The following is an 18173-nucleotide window of genomic DNA, read 5'->3' on the forward strand; positions in this document are numbered from 1 at the left end:
GGAGCGCAGCATGTGCGGAATCACCGGCTGGGTGGACTACACCCGCGACCTGCCCCAGGCCACAGCGGCCCTCGGAGCCATGACCGATACCCTGGCCCTGCGCGGCCCGGATGCCAGCGGCAGCTGGCAGCATCGCAATGCCCTGTTGGGCCATCGGCGGTTGGCGATCATCGACCTCAGCGGGGGCGTGCAACCGATGACCTACCGCTGTGCCAGCGGCGAGGAAATCGCCCTGGTCTACACCGGCGAGGTCTACAACCACAACGCACTGCGTCAGCGGTTGCAGCAGGCAGGGCATCAATTTCAGACCCGCAGCGACACCGAAGTGGTGCTGCACGCTTATCTGGAATGGGGCGAGCAGTGCTGCGAGTACTTGAGCGGGATGTTCGCTTTCGCCGTGTTCGACGGGCGCGACGGCCACTTCCTGCTGGTGCGTGATCGCCTGGGGGTCAAACCCCTGTATTACGCCCGGCATCAGCAAGGGCTGCTGTTCGGTTCGGAGATCAAGGCCATCCTGGCGCACCCGGAGTTCGTCAGCGCACTGGATGTGGTCGGCCTGGTAGATGCCCTGAGCTTGTCGCGCGGCACCGTGCGCACGGCCTTGCGTGGGGTCAGCGAACTGCCGCCGGGGCATCGCATGTCGTGGCGGCCCAACGGGCAGCCCACGCTCAGCCGCTACTGGCAGCTGCAGCGGCGCGAGCACCCGGACGACCTGGCGAGTACCGTGGCGCGTACCCGCGAATTGCTTGGCAAGGCGTTGGGCGAACAGCTGTACGCCGATGTGCCGGTGTGCTCGCTGCTTTCTGGCGGGCTGGACTCGACCATCCTCACCGCCATGGCGCAGCAGCGCCTGCAGGCAGAGCAGGGCGGCAGGGTCAATTCGTTCTCGGTGGACTTCGTCGGCCAGGCCGAACAGTTCCAGAGCGACGAATTCCGCCCGGAGCGCGACCAGCTTTACGCGCTGGCGGCTGCCGAGTACATTGGCAGCCAGCACCAGACCATCCTCATCGACAACCGCGAACTGGTCGCCGACCCCGCGCGCAGGGCGGTGTACCGGGCCAATGACTCGGCGGCGACCTTCGGCGATGTCGACACCTCGTTGTACCTGCTGTTCAAGGCCATCCGCGGTCACTCCACGGTGGCCATTTCCGGTGAAGCGGCGGACGAGGTGTTTGGCGGTTACCCCTGGTTCCGCGACCCACAGGCCGTGGCAGCGCAGCGTTTCCCCTGGCTATCGCGCATGCAGTTGCTGCAGCCCGCGTTGATCAACCCTGAGTTCAACCAGCTGTGCGACTTTGCCAACTACCAGGACAGTTGCTACCACCAGGCGCTGGACAGCGTCGAGCACTTGCCGGGCGACAGCGCGCAAGAGCGGCGCATGCGCGAACTCTGCCACATGCACCTGCAGCGCTGGCTACCCATCCTGCTCGATCGCAAGGACCGCTTGAGCATGGCTGCCAGCCTGGAGGTGCGGGTGCCGTTCACCGACCATGAACTGGTCGAATACGTGTACAACGTGCCGTGGGCGATCAAGGGCAAGGATGGCCAGGAGAAGTGGCTGCTCAAGCAGGCCTGTGCCGACATCCTGCCGCCGGCGGTGTTGCAGCGGCGCAAGAGCCCGTACCCGACCTCGGCCAACCTGGCGTATGAGCGGTTCCTGCGTGAGCGTGCCAGGCAATTGCTGGGTGAGGCTGGCAGCCCGGTGTTCCAGGTGGTCGACCGTGGTCGCCTGGCCGCTGAACTGCGCAAGCCCGAGGGCTATTTCAACTCGCAGCTGCGGCGCAACAACCTGGAAACGGCCCTGGCGCTGGATGCCTGGCTGCGTGAATACCGCTTAACGGTGTAGTTCGCGCGTGTCGCTGCCATCCAGCATCACCGGGTTCTGGATGGTATCGGCATAGCGCCGTGGCGCCCCCAGGTCGAGCATGGAAATGAAGCTGCCCAGGGCTGGGGAGGCGTTTTGCAGGTTCCAGTTCATGTACAGGCCCATGGTCGGTGTCGGCTGGTCCTTGATCGGCCGGATGGGGCGGAACTGCACGCGGTCACGCAGCGTGGAGTAGGCGATGGACTCGGGTACCAATGCAACGCCGAAGCCGCAGGCGACCAGGCCGATCAGGGTGTGGATCTGCGCCGCTTCCTGCACCACCTTGGGGTAGAAACCGGCCGATTCGCACAGGGCGATCAACTGGCTGTGGTAGCCGCTGCCCAGCGCCTGCGGGGTGAAGACGAAGTCTTCTTCGGCAAAATCACGCAGGTCGACCACCGCTTGCTGGGCCTTGGCGTGGCTGGTGGGCAGGGCCATGACGATCTGCTCATTGAGCAGCAGCCGTGATTCGATGGTGTCCGGCGGCATCGGCAGCTTGCGCATGAAGCCGATGTCCGCTTCGCCGGCCATCAACGCCTTGGCCTGGGAGGCCGACGGCATCTCGCGGATGGTCAGCCGCACGTTCGGGTAGATCTCGCGAAATTTCTTCAGTGTATTGAGCAGCGATTCGTAGTACGCGATGGAAATGGCGGTGATGGTCAGCTTGCCGCAGATGCCTTCGGAGACGTTTCGCGCGTACTCGATGCCTTGCTCCAGCTCCTTGAGCGTGCGGTAGGCGGTTTCCAGGAACGCCATGCCGGCGGCAGTCAGCTTGACCCCGCGCTTGTTGCGCAGGAACAGGCTGAAGCCCAGCTTCTCTTCGAGTCGGTTGATCGCCTGGCTCAGGGGGGGCTGTGCCATGTGCAGGCGGATGGCTGCCTTGTGAAAGTGCAGCTCCTCGGCCACGGCAATGAACTGCCTGAGCAAACGTGTCTCGATCATGCTTACGTTCCTTCATCGAGTCGAACGGGCGCCAGGAGGGCGTATTCCGGCGGGCGACCCGGCAAGGCGGCCATCATAGTGCGTGGCATCGCGGTGACAAAGCCTCTGCTGCAATCGTGTTGGGTGGGGCATTACGTTGTTGGCAGGAGCACACCCGTGGGTCGCGGGTCTCAGGTGATATCTGCGAGATATCAAAGTTGCATGCTTTTAATATTAAGTCATTGATTTTTTTATTGTTATCGTAAAAAAGGAGAATCGGAAGGGCGCTACAATGCCAAGCACAGACCCATTCAAAGACAAAGTCGCCATCGTCACCGGTGCCGCCCAGGGGCTAGGCCTGGACTACGCCATGGCCTTGGCCGCGCGCGGTGCACGGGTGGTCATCAGCGACCTGGGCACGGATCGCTCGGGCGAAGGGCAGAACCCCGGTGCGGTCAGCGAGGCCCTCCAAGCCCTGCAGGCCAAGGGCTATGAGGTGGTCGCCCATGTCGGCCACCTGGAGAACGAAGAAGAATGCAGCCAGCTGGTGGAGCTGGCCATCGCGCATTTCGGTGCGTTGGATATCCTGATCCACAACGCCGGCTGGGTCGACTACCAAGGCATCGAGACCCAGGAGCAGGCGTTTCTCGAGCGTGCGCTGGGTATCAGCGTGCACGCCCCGGTGTGGCTGGCCAAGCATGCCTGGAAGCACCTCAAGGCGTCCGAAGCGCCACGCATCGTCTTGACCACCTCGGACCGCGCCATGTACCAACGCTATGCCCAGCCGGGCCTGGTCGCGTACTCGGCCGGCAAGATGGCCCAGGTGGGCATCATGAATGCCCTCAGCATGGAAGGGCAGGAGCACGGCATCCTGGTGAACGCGATCTCGCCGGTGGCCAAGACCCGCATGTGGGGCGTGACCCAGCCGCCGGAAGAGCTCAAGCCCGAATGGGTGACACCGGGTGTGCTGTACCTGGCCAGTGCGCTGTGCCGGGATACCGGCTACATCCTGCGCGCCAGCAATGGCCAGTTCACCGCCACGCGTTTCAGCGAGAACAGCGGCGTCAGCTACCCGCGTGACCTGGCGCGGGTGGAGGCGACCAGCCTGGCCGAGGTGGCCGAGCGCTGGAGCCGCATCAAGGAATGCCACTACGTGCCGATCAAGGTCGCCAATACCCGTGCCGACCTGGGCGAAAGCCCGGTGTGGGATGCCCGCACAGGCGCGCTGTATTTTGTCGACATCACGGGCGGGCGCATCCACCGGCTGCTGCCCGATGGCGAGGTCGAGATGCTCTACGAATCGGCTGCGCGCATCGGTGCCCTGGCGCTGACCGATCAGGGCAACCTGATCTTCACCGAAGACGCCAGCGTGGCCATTCTCGATGTACAGCCGGGCAAGGTGCGGCAATATTCCGTGCCGGTGCATCACCGCTCGAGCTACCGCTTCAACGACGGTGCCTGCGACCCGCAAGGGCGCTTCGTTACCGGGTTGATGGACGAGGGCCCGAGCGGCAAGACCGGCGCCTTGTTCCGCTTTGACGGCGAACTGCACGATGAGGTGATCCACGACGGTTTGTCGTTACCCAACGGGATTGCCTGGTCGGCGGATGGCCAGACTGTGTTCTTCGTCGATTCCGTTGCGCGCGCGATCTACCGGGCCGAGTATCTGGCCGAAGGCCGCCTGGAGCAGGTCAGCCTGTTCGCCGAGACGCCCGCCGAACTGGGGCGCCCGGACGGCATTGCGCTGGATCGTGAGGGTGGGCTGTGGGTCTGCCAGTTCAATGGCAGCTGCCTGCTGCGCTATGACCGCGATGGGCACCTGACCGACCAGGTGGTCATGCCGGTGCCACGCCCGACCAGTTGCTGTTTCGGTGGCGATGGCATGGGCACACTGTTCATCACCACAGCCCGTGTCGGCATGTCGCCCGCCGAGCTGCGGCACTACCCGGACGCCGGTGACCTGTATGCGATCCGCCCGGAAGTGGGCGGCATCGCGCGCGTCGCCTTCAAGGAATAAGCGCTTGCACCTGGCTGGCCGGTAACACGGCCAGCTCGCCGAAGCGTTGCGCCGAGTCGATGTAGCGCAGCGCCGATTTGGCATCCTTCCAACCGACGTAACTCATCAGCGACTTCAACTCCCAGCCGTTGGCCGTGGCCCAGGTGGCAAAGCCGCGGCGCAGGGAGTGGCCGGTGTACAGCGCCGCCGGCACGCCGGCGCGCTCGAGCATGCGCCGCAGCAGGCCCACCAGGCTGTTGCTGTTGAGCGGCGTGTCACTCAGGTTGCCCCAGCGGTCGAGCTTGCGAAACACCGGGCCGTGGGCAATGCCGGCCACTTCCAGCCACTGCAGGTAGGCTGTGACCGGGCACAGCGCCTTGAGCGCCGGTGTGCGGTGCTGTACGCCGAGCGCTTCACGGTCGCCCTTGCTACGCGGCAGGAACAGCGTGATGCCGACGCCTGCCTCGGCCTGGATATGCTCAACGCGCAGGCGCGCCAGTTCATCACCGCGAAAGCCTCGCCAGAAGCCCAACAGCAGCAGTGCCGTGTCACGCCGGGCACGGCGCAAAGCTGGCAGATCGTGGTGCTCGCGGGCTTGCCTGGCGGCTTCCTCGAAACACTCGACAGCGGTTTGCAGGTGCTGCAACAGCAGCGGCGCAGCCTGTTTGGGTGGCGTCGGGTGCAAGGTGCGGATGCCGCGCAGTACCTGGCGCACCAGGGGCGCCTTGGTCGGGTCGGGGAAGCCCTGGCTGATGTGCCATTGGCTGAGGGCTGCCAGGCGTTGGCGCAGGGTGCTGACCGCGTGCTGTTCGGCATGATCGGCCAGGTAGCGGGCGATGCTGTCGGCGGTGGCGGGCAGGAACCCACCCCAGTGCGCCTCGAAATGCTCGATGGCGGCCTGGTAGCTGCGCCGGGTGTTGTCGCGGGTGGCGGCGCGGACGTAGCGCTCGATATCGGTCATGGTCGGCGGTGTGGTGGTGGACAGTGACACGATAAAGCTTATTGGTTTGTCTGTCCCGGCCCTTTCGCCGGCAAGCCGGCTCCTACAGGTATTGCACTGGCTTGAAGATCACACGGTTCCTGTGGGAGCGGGCTTGCCCTGCGAAAGGGCCGGTGTAAACGAAGCCAGTTTCAGCGTGGTACTGCAGCATCCATCAGTTGCCGCAAGGGTTCGTACTCGGCCTGGCTCACCGGCACCAGCCCGCTGGCATCCTGGGTGGCAACGAACGCCGCCAAGGCCCCTGGGTCATCCAGCATTGCTTGGCGAATACGGTTTTTCAGCACCGGACACACGTTGGCACTGAACACATAAGGGTCGTAATAGATCGGCCGCGAACGCCACTGCACGGTGAGCGTACCCGGTGCCAGCGCGTGCCGGGCCAGGTAGGCATCGGCCCGTTCACTGGCGACGAAGGCTGCATCCACACGGCCATCCAGCAGTGCTTCCAGCGCTTTGTCGTGGTTGCCGGCGTACACCAGTGAGCCGAAAAACCGTGGCAAAGGCACGCCCACCTGGGCAGCGAACTCCACGCTGGGCACCAGGCTGCCCGAGGTGCTGGCCGGGTCGCTAAGGGCCAGGCGCTTGCCGCGCAGCGGGTCGATACCGTCAGGGCCGTCGGCTCGGGTCAACAGCAAGGCCTGGTAATGATTGCCCGCTGCAGTGAAAGGCCCGGCGCTCAGGGTGAAGGTGGCAAAGGGTTCTATCCGCGGTTCACGGCGTTGGGCAAGCACATAAGAAGCAGGGCCGAGGCGGGCGATGTCGGCGCCGCCGGAAACGATGGCATCGACCACGCTTTCATAGGAGGCGGCGATGACCAGCTCCACCGGTACACCGGTCGCCTGGCTCAAGCGCTGCAGCAGGGCTTGATGGTCCTGTGTCATGTCCTCGTTGCTTGTGATCGGTATCACCGCCAGGCGCAGGCTGCGGGGCGTGCAGTCGGCCAGCACGTTGGCTGCCGACAGGATGGCCAGCAACAGAACGGCCAGCGCCTTCAAAGCACGCATGGTTTTACCTCGATACCGTTGAAGGGCGGGTAGTCACGCAATTGCGCCGGCGACAAGGGGCGGCTGAAGTGGTAGCCCTGGGCGATGTCGCAGCCGGCAATTCTCAGGCACACCACCTGCTCGCGGGTCTCGACGCCTTCGGCAACCACCTCCAGGCCCAGGCGCTTGGCGAGGATGATGGTCGAGGAAACGATCGGGCTGTCGTCGTAGCTGTTGGACAACGGGGCGATCAGCGAACGGTCGATCTTGAGCTTGCTCAACGGCAACGACTGCAAGTGCGCAAAGCCTGCGTAGCCGCGGCCGAAATCGTCCAGGCTGATCCCCAGGCCCGCCGCGCGAAGGCGGTGCAGGTGATCGACCGCAGTGCCTTCGGGGTCGAGAATGGTGGTTTCGGTGATCTCCAGCTCCAGCCGTTGGGGGGCGATGCCGTGCAGCTGCAACTTGGCCAGCAGTCGGGTGCTGAAGTCGGCCTGGCGCAGCTGCAGCGCCGAAACATTCACCGCCAGGCACGTTTCACGGCCTTGGGCGTCCCAGCGTGCCAGCGCTTCGCAAGCCAGGCGCAACACTTCCCAGCCCAGCTCGATGATAAAGCCGCTGCGCTCGGCCAGGCCGATGAATCGGTCCGGGTAGAGCAGGCCGAACTCCGGGTGCTCCCAGCGCACCAGCGCTTCGTAACCCAGTACCTGGTGGGTATCCAGGCGAATCTGCGGCTGGTAGTGCAGCACGAACTGGCGTTCGGCCAGGGCACTGCCGAAGGCCTGTTCGAGGGTGAAAGCCTGGATGTCGGCCAGGTTCAGTGACGGGTCGAAGAAGCGATACTGGGCGCGCCCGGCCTGCTTGGCCGAATACATTGCAGCGTCGGCACAGCGGATCAGGCTGTCGATGTCCTGGCCGTCGCGCGGGCAGATGCTGACCCCGACACTGGGGCTGGTGTTGACCTCCTGGCCGTCAAGGGCATAGGTCGCCGAGAGCTTTTGCACCAAGTTGCGCACCCAGTTGTTGATCTGTTCTTCGCTGCGTTCACCCGCCAGCAGCACCACGAATTCGTCGCCGCCAAAGCGCGAGGCTTCGTCGCCTGGTTCGAGCAGGCGCTGGATGCGCCCAGCCACGGCCTGCAGCAGCAGGTCGCCGATCTTGTGCCCGAGCGAGTCGTTGATCGACTTGAAGCGGTCCATGTCGATGAACAGGATTGCCATCAACCGGCGCTTGCCGCGTTGCCGGGTCAGTGCCAGGCCTGCGACTTCGACGAACTGGCGGCGGTTGTGCAAACCGCTGAGGTGGTCGGTGGCGGCGGCATGGCTGCTGCGCCGGTGTTCGTCCTCCAGGCGCCCGATCAGTTGCTGGTTGACCTGCTGCGCGTGCTCCAGGGCACTGAAGGCTTCCTGGCGCTTGCCCAGCAGACGCAAGGTCCAGGCCAGGCTGGCGAGGATCATCAGGGTCATGCTCAGGTTCAGCCAGAACTGCCGCGAGTAGGCCAGGGCGGTGGGGGCGAGGATTTCGTCATAGCGCTGGCTGACCACGATGCTGAAGCCGCGTTCGTCGGTGCGCCGGTACAGGCTTTGGTAAGGGTTGCCTGCCGCGTACTGGACCAGCAAACCCGACTCGCTACCCAGGGCCGGCAGGCCGGGCTCGAACGCGTCGCCGGCGACGACCACGCCACTGGTGTCGATACGCAGGCGCTCCTGGCCGTCATCCTGCAACAGGCGCATCAAACCAGTCGTGCCCAGGTCGATGTGCTGGAACAACACGGCGAGGTAGCCAATATCCAGCTGAACCACGAGGATATTGTCGATTTCGCGGCCCGGCAGGTTGGTCAAGGGCAGGAGGAAGGGCAGGCGCCAGTTCGGCATGGCTGGCGGGGTGAGCGCGGGCGCGGTTCGCGGCAGGAAGGGTTTGAAACCGTAGTGGGCCACGTGCAGTTTCAGCTGTTGCAGCCAGTCTTCCGGCAGCGCTGGCGCTTCATCGCTGTGGCTCGCCGAGAGCAGCCGCCCGTTGCGGTCGTACAGGCTCATGCGCTTGAACACCGGGTCTTCGGCCAGCAACCGGGCCAGGCTCAGGTTGCCCTGGCGCAGCACTTTCATGTCGTCCTGGGTGACGCGACCTACGGCCTGCGCACGGTCAACCAGCTGGCGCAGGCTTTCGCCGACGATGCTGGCGAGGTTCAGATGCTCGGCCGCCTTGGCCCGCAACGCATCCTGGCGTGCGGCAGCCTTCTGGCTGAAGTGCAGCCCCCAAAGGAAGGTGAGGGTGGCTGCACAGAGCATCAGGATCAACAGGCGCAGCAGGCCTGCAGACGAGAGAAAACGGCGTATCACGGCTGGTGTTCCCGACCCTGGGTGATGGTCGAAAAATACGACAGCCAGATGACAGGCTCATGACTGATGGCTAAATGCCGTTAAGGTTTTCCCCGATCTGCCAGGGGGGCCTGCAGCCGCGTGGTTTCCTCTTCGAGGTAGCTGAGCAAGGCAGCGACCTCGGCGTCGCCCAATCGCATGTTGGGCATGGCCAGGCGGTTGTACTGTTCAAAGAGCAGCGTGGCCAGCGGGTCCTTTTCGGCGAGCATCTGGTCCGGCTCCTTGAGCCAGCGGGCCAGCCAGCGGGCTTCACGCTGGCGGGTGACACCGAGCAAGTCGGGGCCGATGCCAGGTTGACCGGGTTCGGTGTTACCCACCGAATGGCAGGACGAACAGCGGGTGCGGAAAATCTGCTCGCCGCTGCTGGGTGGGCGGATGTCGGGGGCGCTGGCGTAGTCGTTGGCCATTGCCGCGGCCTGCTTCCAGTTGTGCAGGCTGTTGCCCAGGCGGTCGGCGAGGATGTAGGGGCTTTCGAAGGGCGAGGCTTTCATCCAGCGGCCGGTGGCCTGGTTACCGATGATCAGGCTCAGGTTGTGGTCCTTCGAGCGGCCGTTTTCCAGGCCTTCTATATACAGGCCCAGGCGCCGGCGCAGGTGTTCGATGTCGCCGGGTTCACCGGTGAGCAGGGTCCACCCAGGGCCGATGCCGAACTGTTCGGCGTAGCGTTTGAGCGTTGCGGGGGTGTCGTTGTACGGGTCGATGCTGATGGAATAGAGGAAGATGTCCTTGCCCACGCGGTCGCCGAGGATCTTCTGGACTTGTCGCAGGCGCGCGGTTTCGACCGGGCAGGAGTCGGAACAGCCGGTGAAGATGAAGTTGATCGCGACGACCTTGTCCTTGATCAGGTCGTCGAAGAAGTGGACTTGCTGGCCGTCCTGGGTGAGCAAGCGGGTATTGGGGAAGTAATCGGCGCCCCAAGGGCTGGTGCCTTGGGCCTGGATCGGGATTTGTGCTTGAGCCTGCAGCACTGGCTTGATCGGCCAGTAGTGGGTGCTGGCGGCGAACAGGGAGAGTGCGAGCAGAACACGCCATGAGCCGGTCATGATGCAGTCCTCTTGTGTTATTTCAGGGTCTGTTTAGGCCCTATCGCCGGCAAGCCGGCGATAGGGCTGCAAAGCAGCCCCCGCCTTACCTGATGCTGACCGGGGCGGTCACGCTCTGCCCCAGCGTCGACTTCACGGTTACCGTCGCAGGCGTGGCCGGGCCACTGCCGGTGGTGGTGACCGACAACCGCCAGCGTGCCCCGGTGGTCGCCGCTGTCAGCGTGGCGGTACCCAGGTTCAGCGGCCCGCTGGTGGTTGCGGCAGTCACCGTGATGCTGTTGCCCGTGGCCACCGAGGTGGTACCGGACACGTCCCAGGTGTAGCGGTTGTTGCTGCGCAACTGCACCGATGCACTGCTGACCTGGATCTCGTCCATGGCCACCGCCGGGCCCACTGCAATGCTGACCGTGGCCGGTGCCACTGACTCGGCCCCTTTGGCATCACGCGCCGAGTAATTGAAGCTGGCGGTGAAGGGGGTGGGCACCGTCGCCGGCGGGGTATAGGTGACGACAGTGCCATCGGTGCTCACCGAACCCTTGCCGGAATCCGGTTGGCTCAGGCCTATGACGCTCAGCGGCAGGTTGCCCTCCGGGTCGGTGTCGTTCGCCAGCACATTGAGCACGATCGGTTTGCCGGCCGTGGTGGCTGCACTGTCGTTCACGGCCACTGGTGGCTTGTTGCTGGTGTCGTCGCCACCGCCATGGCCACTGCTGGTGCGGAAGGTCGGCAGGCCGACCGAGGCGACGTACTGCACGCCGTCCCAGCCCGGCAACGGGGTCGGCATCACCTGGAATTGCCCTGGGTGCTCGATGTCCCAGCGCAGCAGCATCGAGGAGTCTTCATGCTGGGTGTTGTGGCAATGCTCCATGTAGGTCCCGGCGAACTCGCGGAAGCGAATCGCCATTTCAACCTCTTCGGAGGAGTCCACCTCGGAGCCGATCCGATACACGTCCTTGCGTGCCCATTTTTCCCACTCAGGCGGCGCCTTGCCATCGCGGCTGAGGATCACACCTTCTTCGAAGTGCACGTGCACCGGGTGGCTCCAGCCGTTGCCGCCGTTCTTGATCTTCCACACTTCCAGGGTGCCGTCGCCGCTGAAGCCGCCGTCGGTGGCTTCGTTCGTCAATTGCGCGGCGGCCGTGATGCGCCGTGGGTCCATGCTGTAGCCGAAGCCGCCGTCGGTCTTGATGGTCCAGGGTGCGGTGTCGGTGCCGTCGGAGCGGCCGAAGATGAACTCGCGGTGGCGGGCGGCATTGATCTTGTCCTTGTCGGCCTGGGCGGTGCGGTCGATGGTCAGCGGGATCATCTTCAGGCCTTCGGCCTTGCCGGGCTTGGCGGGCTCGTAGGCGGTTGGGTCCATGCTCACGTCCTGACCGCTGTAGGGCTGCACCAGCAACTGCATGAACTTGCCCACCACCGGGTCGCCGTTGTCCCATTCCGGCCCTTTGCTGGTCTGCTTGATGACCGCCTTGTATTTCTCCGACAAAACATCGGCCAGCGCGATGGCCTGTTTCGGGCCCTTGCCGGTTTCGTGCTCCATCAGGTTGACGAAGTACAGCTTGTCGCCGGCCTTGATGCCGTTCTTGGCGAAGTTGATGATGATGTCGTAGCGCTCGGCAATGGCCTGCAACGGCAGGATGCCATTATTGTCCTGCAGGTTGCCGTCAGCATTGAGGTCCAGGGTGCCGTCGAATGGCACCGCGTGTTCCATGATGTTGCCGTCGTTGGCAATCATGTGGAACGGCACGCGTGCATAGGACACATTGGAGCCGCTCGGGCCTTTGAATTCACCGCTGCTGCCTGCGATTTCACGCACCACGGCGAACTTGAAGTAGCGCGACACCGAACCATTGAGAATGCGGAAGCGGTAGCTGCGCGCGCGTACCTTGAGCGTGGGCTGGTACTGCCAGTTGACCAGGATCTGATCGCCCAGGAACCCGTCGGTATTGAACGGGTTGAACCACAGCTGGCCGTTCTGATCCCAGGCCTTGTCGGCGATCACCAGGTTAACGTCGTAGTCGCGGTTGCCCCAGGCCATGCCGCTACCGCTTGGGAAGCGCAGGTTGACACCGTCCTGCAGGGCTTCGTTGCCGCGGTCCAGGGCGCTGTAGTAGTTCATCATCACGGCATTGCCTTTGTAGACGTTCTGCGCCGTGAAATCCATCATGTGGTCGTGGAACCAGTGGGTACTCATGGTTTCGCGCCAGTCGCCGCGAATCTTGATGCTGCCGTTCTGGCAGGTCTTCAGGCCAGGGGATGCGTCGTTGACGAACAGGGTTTCGCCCGGCGCGCAGGGGAATGCTGCGCGGGGGTCCTGGGCGCGGGTGTTGATGGTGTCATAGCCGGCCAGCTGGATCGGCCAGCGGTAGTCGTAGTACTGGCCGGGGAAGAAGTAGGCGTTGGCGAAACCATCGCTCTCGGCCGGGGAATGGCCGTTGTGCTCGTGGGTCGAGATGGTGTGCAGGCCGAACCCGGCGTTGGCGGCCGGGTCGATCGGCAACGCGTTGTAGTGGCGCATGAGCACCGGCTGGCCGTAGCGGACCATCAGCAACTTGGTAGGGAAGGTGCCGTCGAACGTCCACAGTGACTTGTGGTTCTGCAGCGGCATGTTCGGGTGAAAGCGCGTGTCGATGCCTTTGGTGGTGCCGAGCGTGGTGGGGATATCCGAGGTCTGGTAGTACAACCCACCTGGCGCGAATTCGCCCACGGCATAGTTGTGCAGCTGCTTGCGGTCACGCAGCCCCTGGTTGATGCGCGCACCCGCCTGTGCGGTCTTGAACGCGGCCTGGGGGTAGAACTCGTTCCAGCGCTGGTGCGACCAGCCTTTTCCTGGCGGCCGGCCTTCCGCCGGCGAGCCGACCGAATTGCGATTGAGGAACATCTCGATCTGCGCCTTCCACGGGTTGCGGTCCAACACGTTGGAATACTGGGTCGGGAACGGGTACAGCCCGGGTTGCTTGAGGAAGGCTTCCAGGGCGTTGCCGTTCGGGCTGCTGCGGGCGACGATGTCAGGGTCCTGTGCCGGTGCCGCACCGAGCGTGGGGACAGGGAACGTCAGGCTGGGCGGCGGCAGGCTCGGGTCGAGTTTCTCCGGGCCGAACTCTTCGAACAGCAGCAGCTGCTGGGTGAAGGGTTGCGCGCCATACAGCGGGCTGGGCTTGCCGTTGGTAGGGTAATTGCGTGAGGTCTGCATGGCCGGTGGCAGCACGTTGTCGACGCGGTTGGTGTCGCGGTCGCCATAGACACCGTCCTTGAGCTCAAGCGAGCCCTGGTTGGCCTCGGGCAGTGTAAGCAGGTTGAGCAGGGCCGGGTTCGGATCTGCCGGTTGGTCGTCAAAGTGGGAAGGGTCCGTTGGCGGCGGCTGGCTGACATCATCCATAGAGCCAGCCACGGCACCGTGCTGCCCAAGGCTGAGGATCATCGCGGTCACAGCGGTCAATCTGAACAGGGGGCGGCAGGGGTGGATCACGGCAGCTTTTTTCATCGCCTTATGCCTCGGTCGCAGCTAAATGGCTTGGGGCCATCAATGGCGTATTGCCTCGTTTTACTGGCCGGAGCAACGGCTGTGCCAAGTAATCTTTTGTTAAACAAAACCTTGTCGGAACTGATGCGACATAAACGTTGTCGCGTCAAAAAATGGGTATAGGTACCCACAAGCGGGTATGGCAAGGCCCAGTTCTGGTGATTTGCCCCGTGACAACCCCGGTGCAGGTGCTGTATACCTGCACCCCACCAAGGGGCGTCCGGCAACGGGCTGAGAGACCGCTGGCACAGCAGCGCGGTGACCCTTCGAACCTGATCCGGATCATGCCGGCGAAGGGATGGGACGAACGACCTGCCTTTTTGCCGGCCTCATTGCGAGGCCGCTCCATGCCGCACCGTAACGGTCTCGCTGTCACCCCATGGAGTGCAGCACCATGACCGAACGCTTCACTGAAACCCTGCGCCGCCAGAGCGAACCGACCTGGTCGGCTGCCGTTGGCCACCGCTTCGTCACTGAGCTGTGCGACGGCAGCGTGGCGGACCCGATCATGGTCCGCTACCTGGTCCAGGACCATCGCTTTCTCGACAGCTTCCTGACCTTGCTGGGCGCCGCCATCGCCACCGCCGATACCTTCGAGGCACGGCTGCGCTTCGGCCGTTTCGCCGGGATGATTTCCAGCGACGAAAACACCTACTTCCTGCGTGCCTTCGAGGCGCTGGATGTAAGCCCTGCGCAGCGCGTCGAAGCGAAGGACACGGTACCCACTGCCGGCTTCAAAGCGATCATGCAGGAAGCCGCCGCCACCCGTTCGTATGCCGCGGCGCTGGCCGTGCTGAACGTGGCCGAGGGCCTGTACCTGGATTGGGCAAGCAAAGCCGCCAAACCCTTGCCCGGCAACTTTGTGCATGCCGAATGGATCACCCTGCACGACAACCCGGCGTTCGCTGAGTTTGTCGCCTTCCTGCAGGCGGAACTCGACCGTGTAGGGCCGCAAGCGGCTGCGCTGAGCCGCGATTTCTATGCGCGCACCGTGGCACTGGAGCTCGCCTTCTTCGACGCCCTCTTTGAGGAGGAGGCCTGAGCATGGATATCTTCGAGCGCCTGAAAGCCGCCACCACACCGCAGTGGGCCAGCTACGTGGACCACGATTTCGTGCGGCAGATGGGTGAGGGCACCTTGAGCGAGGAGGCCTTCCGGACGTACCTGGTGCAGGACTACCTGTTCCTGATCCAGTTCGCCCGCGCCTGGGCACTGGCCGCCTACAAGAGCCGCCTGCCGGCCGACATTCGCGCTGCGCAGGCTGGCCTGGCGGCCATCCTCGATGAAACCGAGCTGCACCTGCGCCTGTGTGCGCGCTGGGGCCTGTCGCAGGCCGATATCGAGGCGGCGCCCGAGCACCAGGCTACGGTGGCCTACACGCGTTATGTGCTTGACTGCGGCGCTGCCGGCGACCTGCTGGAGCTGCACGTGGCGTTGGCGCCGTGCGTGATTGGCTACGCCGAAATTGGCCGCACGCTGGCGCAGCAGATCGGTGACCTGAGCAATCACCCTTACCGGGAGTGGATTGGCGAATATGCCGGCGAAGGTTACCAGGGCGTGGCGGCGGCGGCACGCAAGCACCTCGATGAGCTGGCGGCACGCAGCATGACCGAGCAGCGCTTTGTCGAGCTGGCGGGGATCTTCGGCCAGGCTTCGCGGCTGGAGGCGGATTTCTGGCAGATGGGGTTGGATGGGGTGGCATAACCCACCTTGCTGGTCGCGGCCCCTGTGGAGCGGGTTGATCGGGGCACCGAAACACGGGCGAAGCCCGTGCTATCGACCGCGGTAGAGTTCAATTACTGACCATCAACTCCGGCCCCAGGTAGCCGTTGACCAGCGCGATATCATCATCCCCCAGGCTGCCCACCGAAGACGCCAGGCGCAAGCGTGACATCAGGTAGCGCAACTTGGCCTCGAACAGGTCATGCCGGGCCACGAACAGCAACTCCTCGGCATTGAGCACATCCGAGTTGGTGCTGGTGCCGCCTTCCTTGAAGCCCTTGCGTGTCGACAGCAGCGAGCGTTCGTTGGAGGCCACGGCTTTCTCCAGCGCACGCACCCGCAACGCGCCGCTTTGCACGCCACGGTACTCCCGGGTGGTGCCGGAAATCACTTCCTGGCGCGTAGCGTCGAGTTCATCCAGCGCCTTGGAACTGTTGGCCGAGGCCTGGCGCGTCAGCGCACTGACACCGCCACCGCTGTACAGCGGAATATTCAGCTCCAGGCCAATCGAGCTGTAGTGGTTGCGCTGGTTCAGCTCGGAGATCGACTGGCTTTCGCCGGCGGTGTAACCCGCGACAAAGTCGAGGGTCGGATAATGGCCAGCCCGTGCGCGTTTGACTTCCTCTTCGGCCAGCTCGTAGCTGTGCCGGCGGGCATGGATCAACGGGCTATCGGCCTGGGCCTTGACCAGCCAGTCCTGCAGGTTGCTCGGCAGCAACGGCGGCGTATCGAAGGCAGGCTGCAGAGTGGTCAGCGAGTCAGGCGTTTCGCCGATGTATTCCTCCAGCTTGCGTCGCGTATTAACCAGGTTGTCCTGCGCCTCGATCAGCTCGGCTTCGGCCAGGTCGCGCCGGGCGGCCGATTCGTCGATGTCGGTGATGGTGCCGTCACCCAGCTCCATGCGCCGCCTGGCCGACGCCAGTTGCTCCTCGAATGCACTCAGTTTGGCCTTGGCCAGGGTGATGGTTTCACTGGCCAGGAGCACGTCGAAATAACTGTCGGCCAGGCGCACCGCAGCGTCCTGGCTCTTGGCATCGAACACCGCGACGCTGTAGTCGGCGCGCTGCTGGCCCTGGTGGTACTCGGCCATTTTCTGTTTATTGAACACGGGTTGGCGCAGGCGCACGCTGGCGCCTTTGGAGTCGTAGTCGAGGTCGCGGTCAAGGCCGTTCTGGCGTTGGCTGCCATTGATCTTGTTGTAGTAGGCCGAGCCATTGATCTGCGGCAGCAGGCCCGCCTGGCCGATGGCGCGGTTCTCGGCGCCGGCCTGCTTCTCGTGCACGGCGGCCTGGTAGATAGGCCCCTGGTACTGCAACAGGTCCCAGGCTTGCTTGAGGTCCATGGCGCTGGCCGGTGCGGCCAACCCCAACAGGCAGACGAACAGGCAATGACGGTTCATTTCATTGCTCCTTGAACGCGCTGTCGACGCGTTCGAGCATGGGTTTGAGCAGGTAGCTGAGCAGGTTGCGCTCGCCGGTCTTGATGGTGACCGTAGCCGGCATGCCAGGCCGTATATGGTTGCTGCCAAGCAGTTTCATGCCCGTGGGGGTGACTTCAACCTGGGCCAGGTAGAAGGGTTGTTTGCTTTCCTCATCCATCAGCCGGTCAGCCGAAATGGTCTTGACCCGGCCGGGGATGTTTGGCGTTTGTGCATGGTTGAAGGCCGGGAAGGCGATGTCCACGGCAAGGCCGGGGACCATCTTGTCGATGGCCTGCACCGGTATCATCGCATCGACTTGCAGCGGCTCGTTCAGCGGTACGACCTCCATGATCTTCGCGCCAGGCTGGATGATGCCGCCGACGGTGGCGATGCTCAGCGCCTGGATCATGCCGTCGATCGGTGAGCGGATCACCGTGTGCGTCACTTCGTAATCCAGCGCGCGCAGACGGTCGGCGAGGGTAGTGTTTTCCTTGGCGGTGTCGGTCAGCTGCGACTCGACTTCCTTCAGGTAGTCGTGCTGGCGCTGCAGGATGCGCAGCTTGATTTCCGTCACCTGGCTGCGCACCCGGGCGATGTTGTTGAGGTTTTCGGCCTGGCCGGCGGACAGGTCGGCATTGCTGCGTTCCAGTTCCAGCAGGCGGTTGCGCGGTACATAGCCTTCAGCGGCCAGTGTACGGGTGCCTTTGAGCTCCTGATTGAGAAAGCCGATTTGCGAGGCGCGAGCACCATAGACCTGCTGCAAGCCCTTGAGCTGCACGTTCGAAGCGGTGAGGTTTTCCTCGAGGATGCTGATTTCGCCTGCCAGCCCTGCACGCCGGGTGTCGAGCAACCGCTGTTGCAAGTCCATGGCAGCCACCAGGCGCGGGTCATCGGCGTAGCGCTGGGTCAGTTCGGGGGCGTAGGCCACCGTGTCGCGGCCATCCCGTTCGGCTTCCAGGCGGTTCTGCACGGTCTGGCTGACGATGTACTGGGCGCTCAGCGCACCTTGTTCGGCCAACGCGTGCAAGGCGTCGAGGCGGACCACTTCCTGGCCCTTTTTCACGACATCGCCCTCGCGTACCAGGATCGCCTCCACGGTGCCCCCGGTCAGGTGCTGCACCGCCTTGCGATTGCTGGTGACCTTGACCGTGCCGGTCGCGACCACGCCGGCATCCAGCGGCGCCAGCCAGGACCACAGCAGGAAACCGCCGAACCCGGCAAGCATCAGCCACAGGCCCACCCGCGCCGGTTTGCCGACGTCCAGGTCGATCAGGCTCTTGCCATCGGCGGGGATGATCTCGGTGTGTTGGCTCAGTTGCATGATCG

The 18173-nt window shown here is 64.2% G+C and carries 12 protein-coding genes, 1 pseudogene and 1 riboswitch; of the genes and pseudogenes, 5 read left to right on the top strand and 8 right to left on the bottom strand.

Features of this window, described 5'->3' with window-relative positions; all coding sequences use genetic code 11:
• Positions 1-10 precede the first annotated feature (10 nt).
• Positions 11-1846 (top strand): asparagine synthase (glutamine-hydrolyzing), encoded by a 1836-nt coding sequence (gene asnB, locus ACIPIJ_RS10390; protein ID WP_401075865.1) that lies wholly within the window; start codon positions 11-13, stop codon positions 1844-1846.
• Here asnB and ACIPIJ_RS10395 read toward each other — a convergent pair.
• The gene (locus ACIPIJ_RS10395; RefSeq protein ID WP_401075868.1) at positions 1835-2806 is read right to left on the bottom strand and encodes a LysR family transcriptional regulator; all 972 of its coding nucleotides are present in this window, start codon (positions 2804-2806) and stop codon (positions 1835-1837) included. The two genes, asnB and ACIPIJ_RS10395, sit on opposite strands and share 12 nt — an antisense overlap.
• Positions 2807-3077: 271 nt before the next feature.
• On the opposite strand from ACIPIJ_RS10395, the pseudogene ACIPIJ_RS10400 reads away from it, so the two are divergent.
• A pseudogene (locus ACIPIJ_RS10400) lies at positions 3078-3698 on the top strand (SDR family NAD(P)-dependent oxidoreductase); the annotation flags it as partial.
• Complete coding sequence (locus tag ACIPIJ_RS10405) at positions 3693-4802, top strand: SMP-30/gluconolactonase/LRE family protein (protein WP_401077539.1); 1110 nt, start codon at positions 3693-3695, stop codon at positions 4800-4802. The pseudogene ACIPIJ_RS10400 and the gene ACIPIJ_RS10405, both read left to right, overlap by 6 nt.
• Here the strand turns inward: ACIPIJ_RS10405 and ACIPIJ_RS10410 are convergent.
• The 5 genes from ACIPIJ_RS10410 to ACIPIJ_RS10430 form a co-directional block, all read right to left on the bottom strand.
• Positions 4792-5772 carry a site-specific integrase gene (locus tag ACIPIJ_RS10410; RefSeq protein WP_401075871.1) on the bottom strand — a complete coding sequence of 327 codons (981 nt, stop codon included), beginning with the start codon at positions 5770-5772 and terminating at the stop codon, positions 4792-4794. The two genes, ACIPIJ_RS10405 and ACIPIJ_RS10410, sit on opposite strands and share 11 nt — an antisense overlap.
• Before the next feature lie 140 nt (positions 5773-5912).
• Positions 5913-6785 carry a phosphate/phosphite/phosphonate ABC transporter substrate-binding protein gene (locus ACIPIJ_RS10415; RefSeq protein WP_401075874.1) on the bottom strand — a complete coding sequence of 291 codons (873 nt, stop codon included), beginning with the start codon at positions 6783-6785 and terminating at the stop codon, positions 5913-5915.
• Positions 6773-9100: a putative bifunctional diguanylate cyclase/phosphodiesterase gene (locus ACIPIJ_RS10420; protein ID WP_401075877.1), complete on the bottom strand. Its 2328-nt coding sequence runs from the start codon at positions 9098-9100 to the stop codon at positions 6773-6775. The genes ACIPIJ_RS10415 and ACIPIJ_RS10420 overlap by 13 nt, the downstream gene beginning before the upstream one ends.
• A gap of 80 nt (positions 9101-9180) precedes the next feature.
• Positions 9181-10182, bottom strand: a complete 1002-nt coding sequence (locus tag ACIPIJ_RS10425) for an SCO family protein (protein ID WP_401075880.1) — start codon at positions 10180-10182, stop codon at positions 9181-9183.
• Positions 10183-10267: 85 nt separating this feature from the next.
• Positions 10268-13666: an Ig-like domain-containing protein gene (locus ACIPIJ_RS10430; RefSeq protein WP_401075883.1), complete on the bottom strand. Its 3399-nt coding sequence runs from the start codon at positions 13664-13666 to the stop codon at positions 10268-10270.
• 241 nt (positions 13667-13907) lie between these two features.
• Positions 13908-14021, top strand: a riboswitch (TPP riboswitch).
• Positions 14022-14099: 78 nt separating this feature from the next.
• Here ACIPIJ_RS10430 and ACIPIJ_RS10435 point away from each other — a divergent pair.
• Both ACIPIJ_RS10435 and tenA read left to right on the top strand, forming a co-directional pair.
• Positions 14100-14747, top strand: coding sequence for a TenA family protein (locus ACIPIJ_RS10435; protein WP_401075886.1), 648 nt, complete (start codon positions 14100-14102; stop codon positions 14745-14747).
• Complete coding sequence (gene tenA / locus ACIPIJ_RS10440; protein WP_401077540.1) at positions 14744-15409, top strand: thiaminase II; 666 nt, start codon at positions 14744-14746, stop codon at positions 15407-15409. Before ACIPIJ_RS10435 ends, tenA begins: the two co-directional genes overlap by 4 nt.
• Before the next feature lie 88 nt (positions 15410-15497).
• On the opposite strand, the gene ACIPIJ_RS10445 is transcribed toward tenA, so the two are convergent.
• Both ACIPIJ_RS10445 and ACIPIJ_RS10450 read right to left on the bottom strand, forming a co-directional pair.
• The gene (locus tag ACIPIJ_RS10445; RefSeq protein WP_401075889.1) at positions 15498-16826 is read right to left on the bottom strand and encodes a TolC family outer membrane protein; all 1329 of its coding nucleotides are present in this window, start codon (positions 16824-16826) and stop codon (positions 15498-15500) included.
• A gap of 1 nt (position 16827) precedes the next feature.
• A complete protein-coding gene (locus ACIPIJ_RS10450; RefSeq protein WP_401075892.1) occupies positions 16828-18168 on the bottom strand; it encodes an HlyD family type I secretion periplasmic adaptor subunit in 1341 nt (446 codons plus the stop codon).
• Positions 18169-18173: the final 5 nt, after the last annotated feature.

Origin of the sequence: Pseudomonas sp. NPDC087185 (assembly GCF_044744955.1) — a bacterium.
Classification (GTDB): domain Bacteria; phylum Pseudomonadota; class Gammaproteobacteria; order Pseudomonadales; family Pseudomonadaceae; genus Aquipseudomonas.

Bases quoted from the DNA above. Each gene is read 5' to 3' on its own strand.
- asnB (WP_401075865.1), top strand. From the start codon at position 11: ATGTGCGGAATCACCGGCTGGGTGGACTACACCCGCGACCTGCCCCAG.
- ACIPIJ_RS10395 (WP_401075868.1), bottom strand. From the start codon at position 2,806: ATGATCGAGACACGTTTGCTCAGGCAGTTCATTGCCGTGGCCGAGGAG.
- ACIPIJ_RS10405 (WP_401077539.1), top strand. From the start codon at position 3,693: ATGTGGGGCGTGACCCAGCCGCCGGAAGAGCTCAAGCCCGAATGGGTG.
- ACIPIJ_RS10415 (WP_401075874.1), bottom strand. From the start codon at position 6,785: ATGCGTGCTTTGAAGGCGCTGGCCGTTCTGTTGCTGGCCATCCTGTCG.
- ACIPIJ_RS10425 (WP_401075880.1), bottom strand. From the start codon at position 10,182: ATGACCGGCTCATGGCGTGTTCTGCTCGCACTCTCCCTGTTCGCCGCC.
- ACIPIJ_RS10430 (WP_401075883.1), bottom strand. From the start codon at position 13,666: ATGAAAAAAGCTGCCGTGATCCACCCCTGCCGCCCCCTGTTCAGATTG.
- ACIPIJ_RS10435 (WP_401075886.1), top strand. From the start codon at position 14,100: ATGACCGAACGCTTCACTGAAACCCTGCGCCGCCAGAGCGAACCGACC.
- ACIPIJ_RS10445 (WP_401075889.1), bottom strand. From the start codon at position 16,826: ATGAACCGTCATTGCCTGTTCGTCTGCCTGTTGGGGTTGGCCGCACCG.
- ACIPIJ_RS10450 (WP_401075892.1), bottom strand. From the start codon at position 18,168: ATGCAACTGAGCCAACACACCGAGATCATCCCCGCCGATGGCAAGAGC.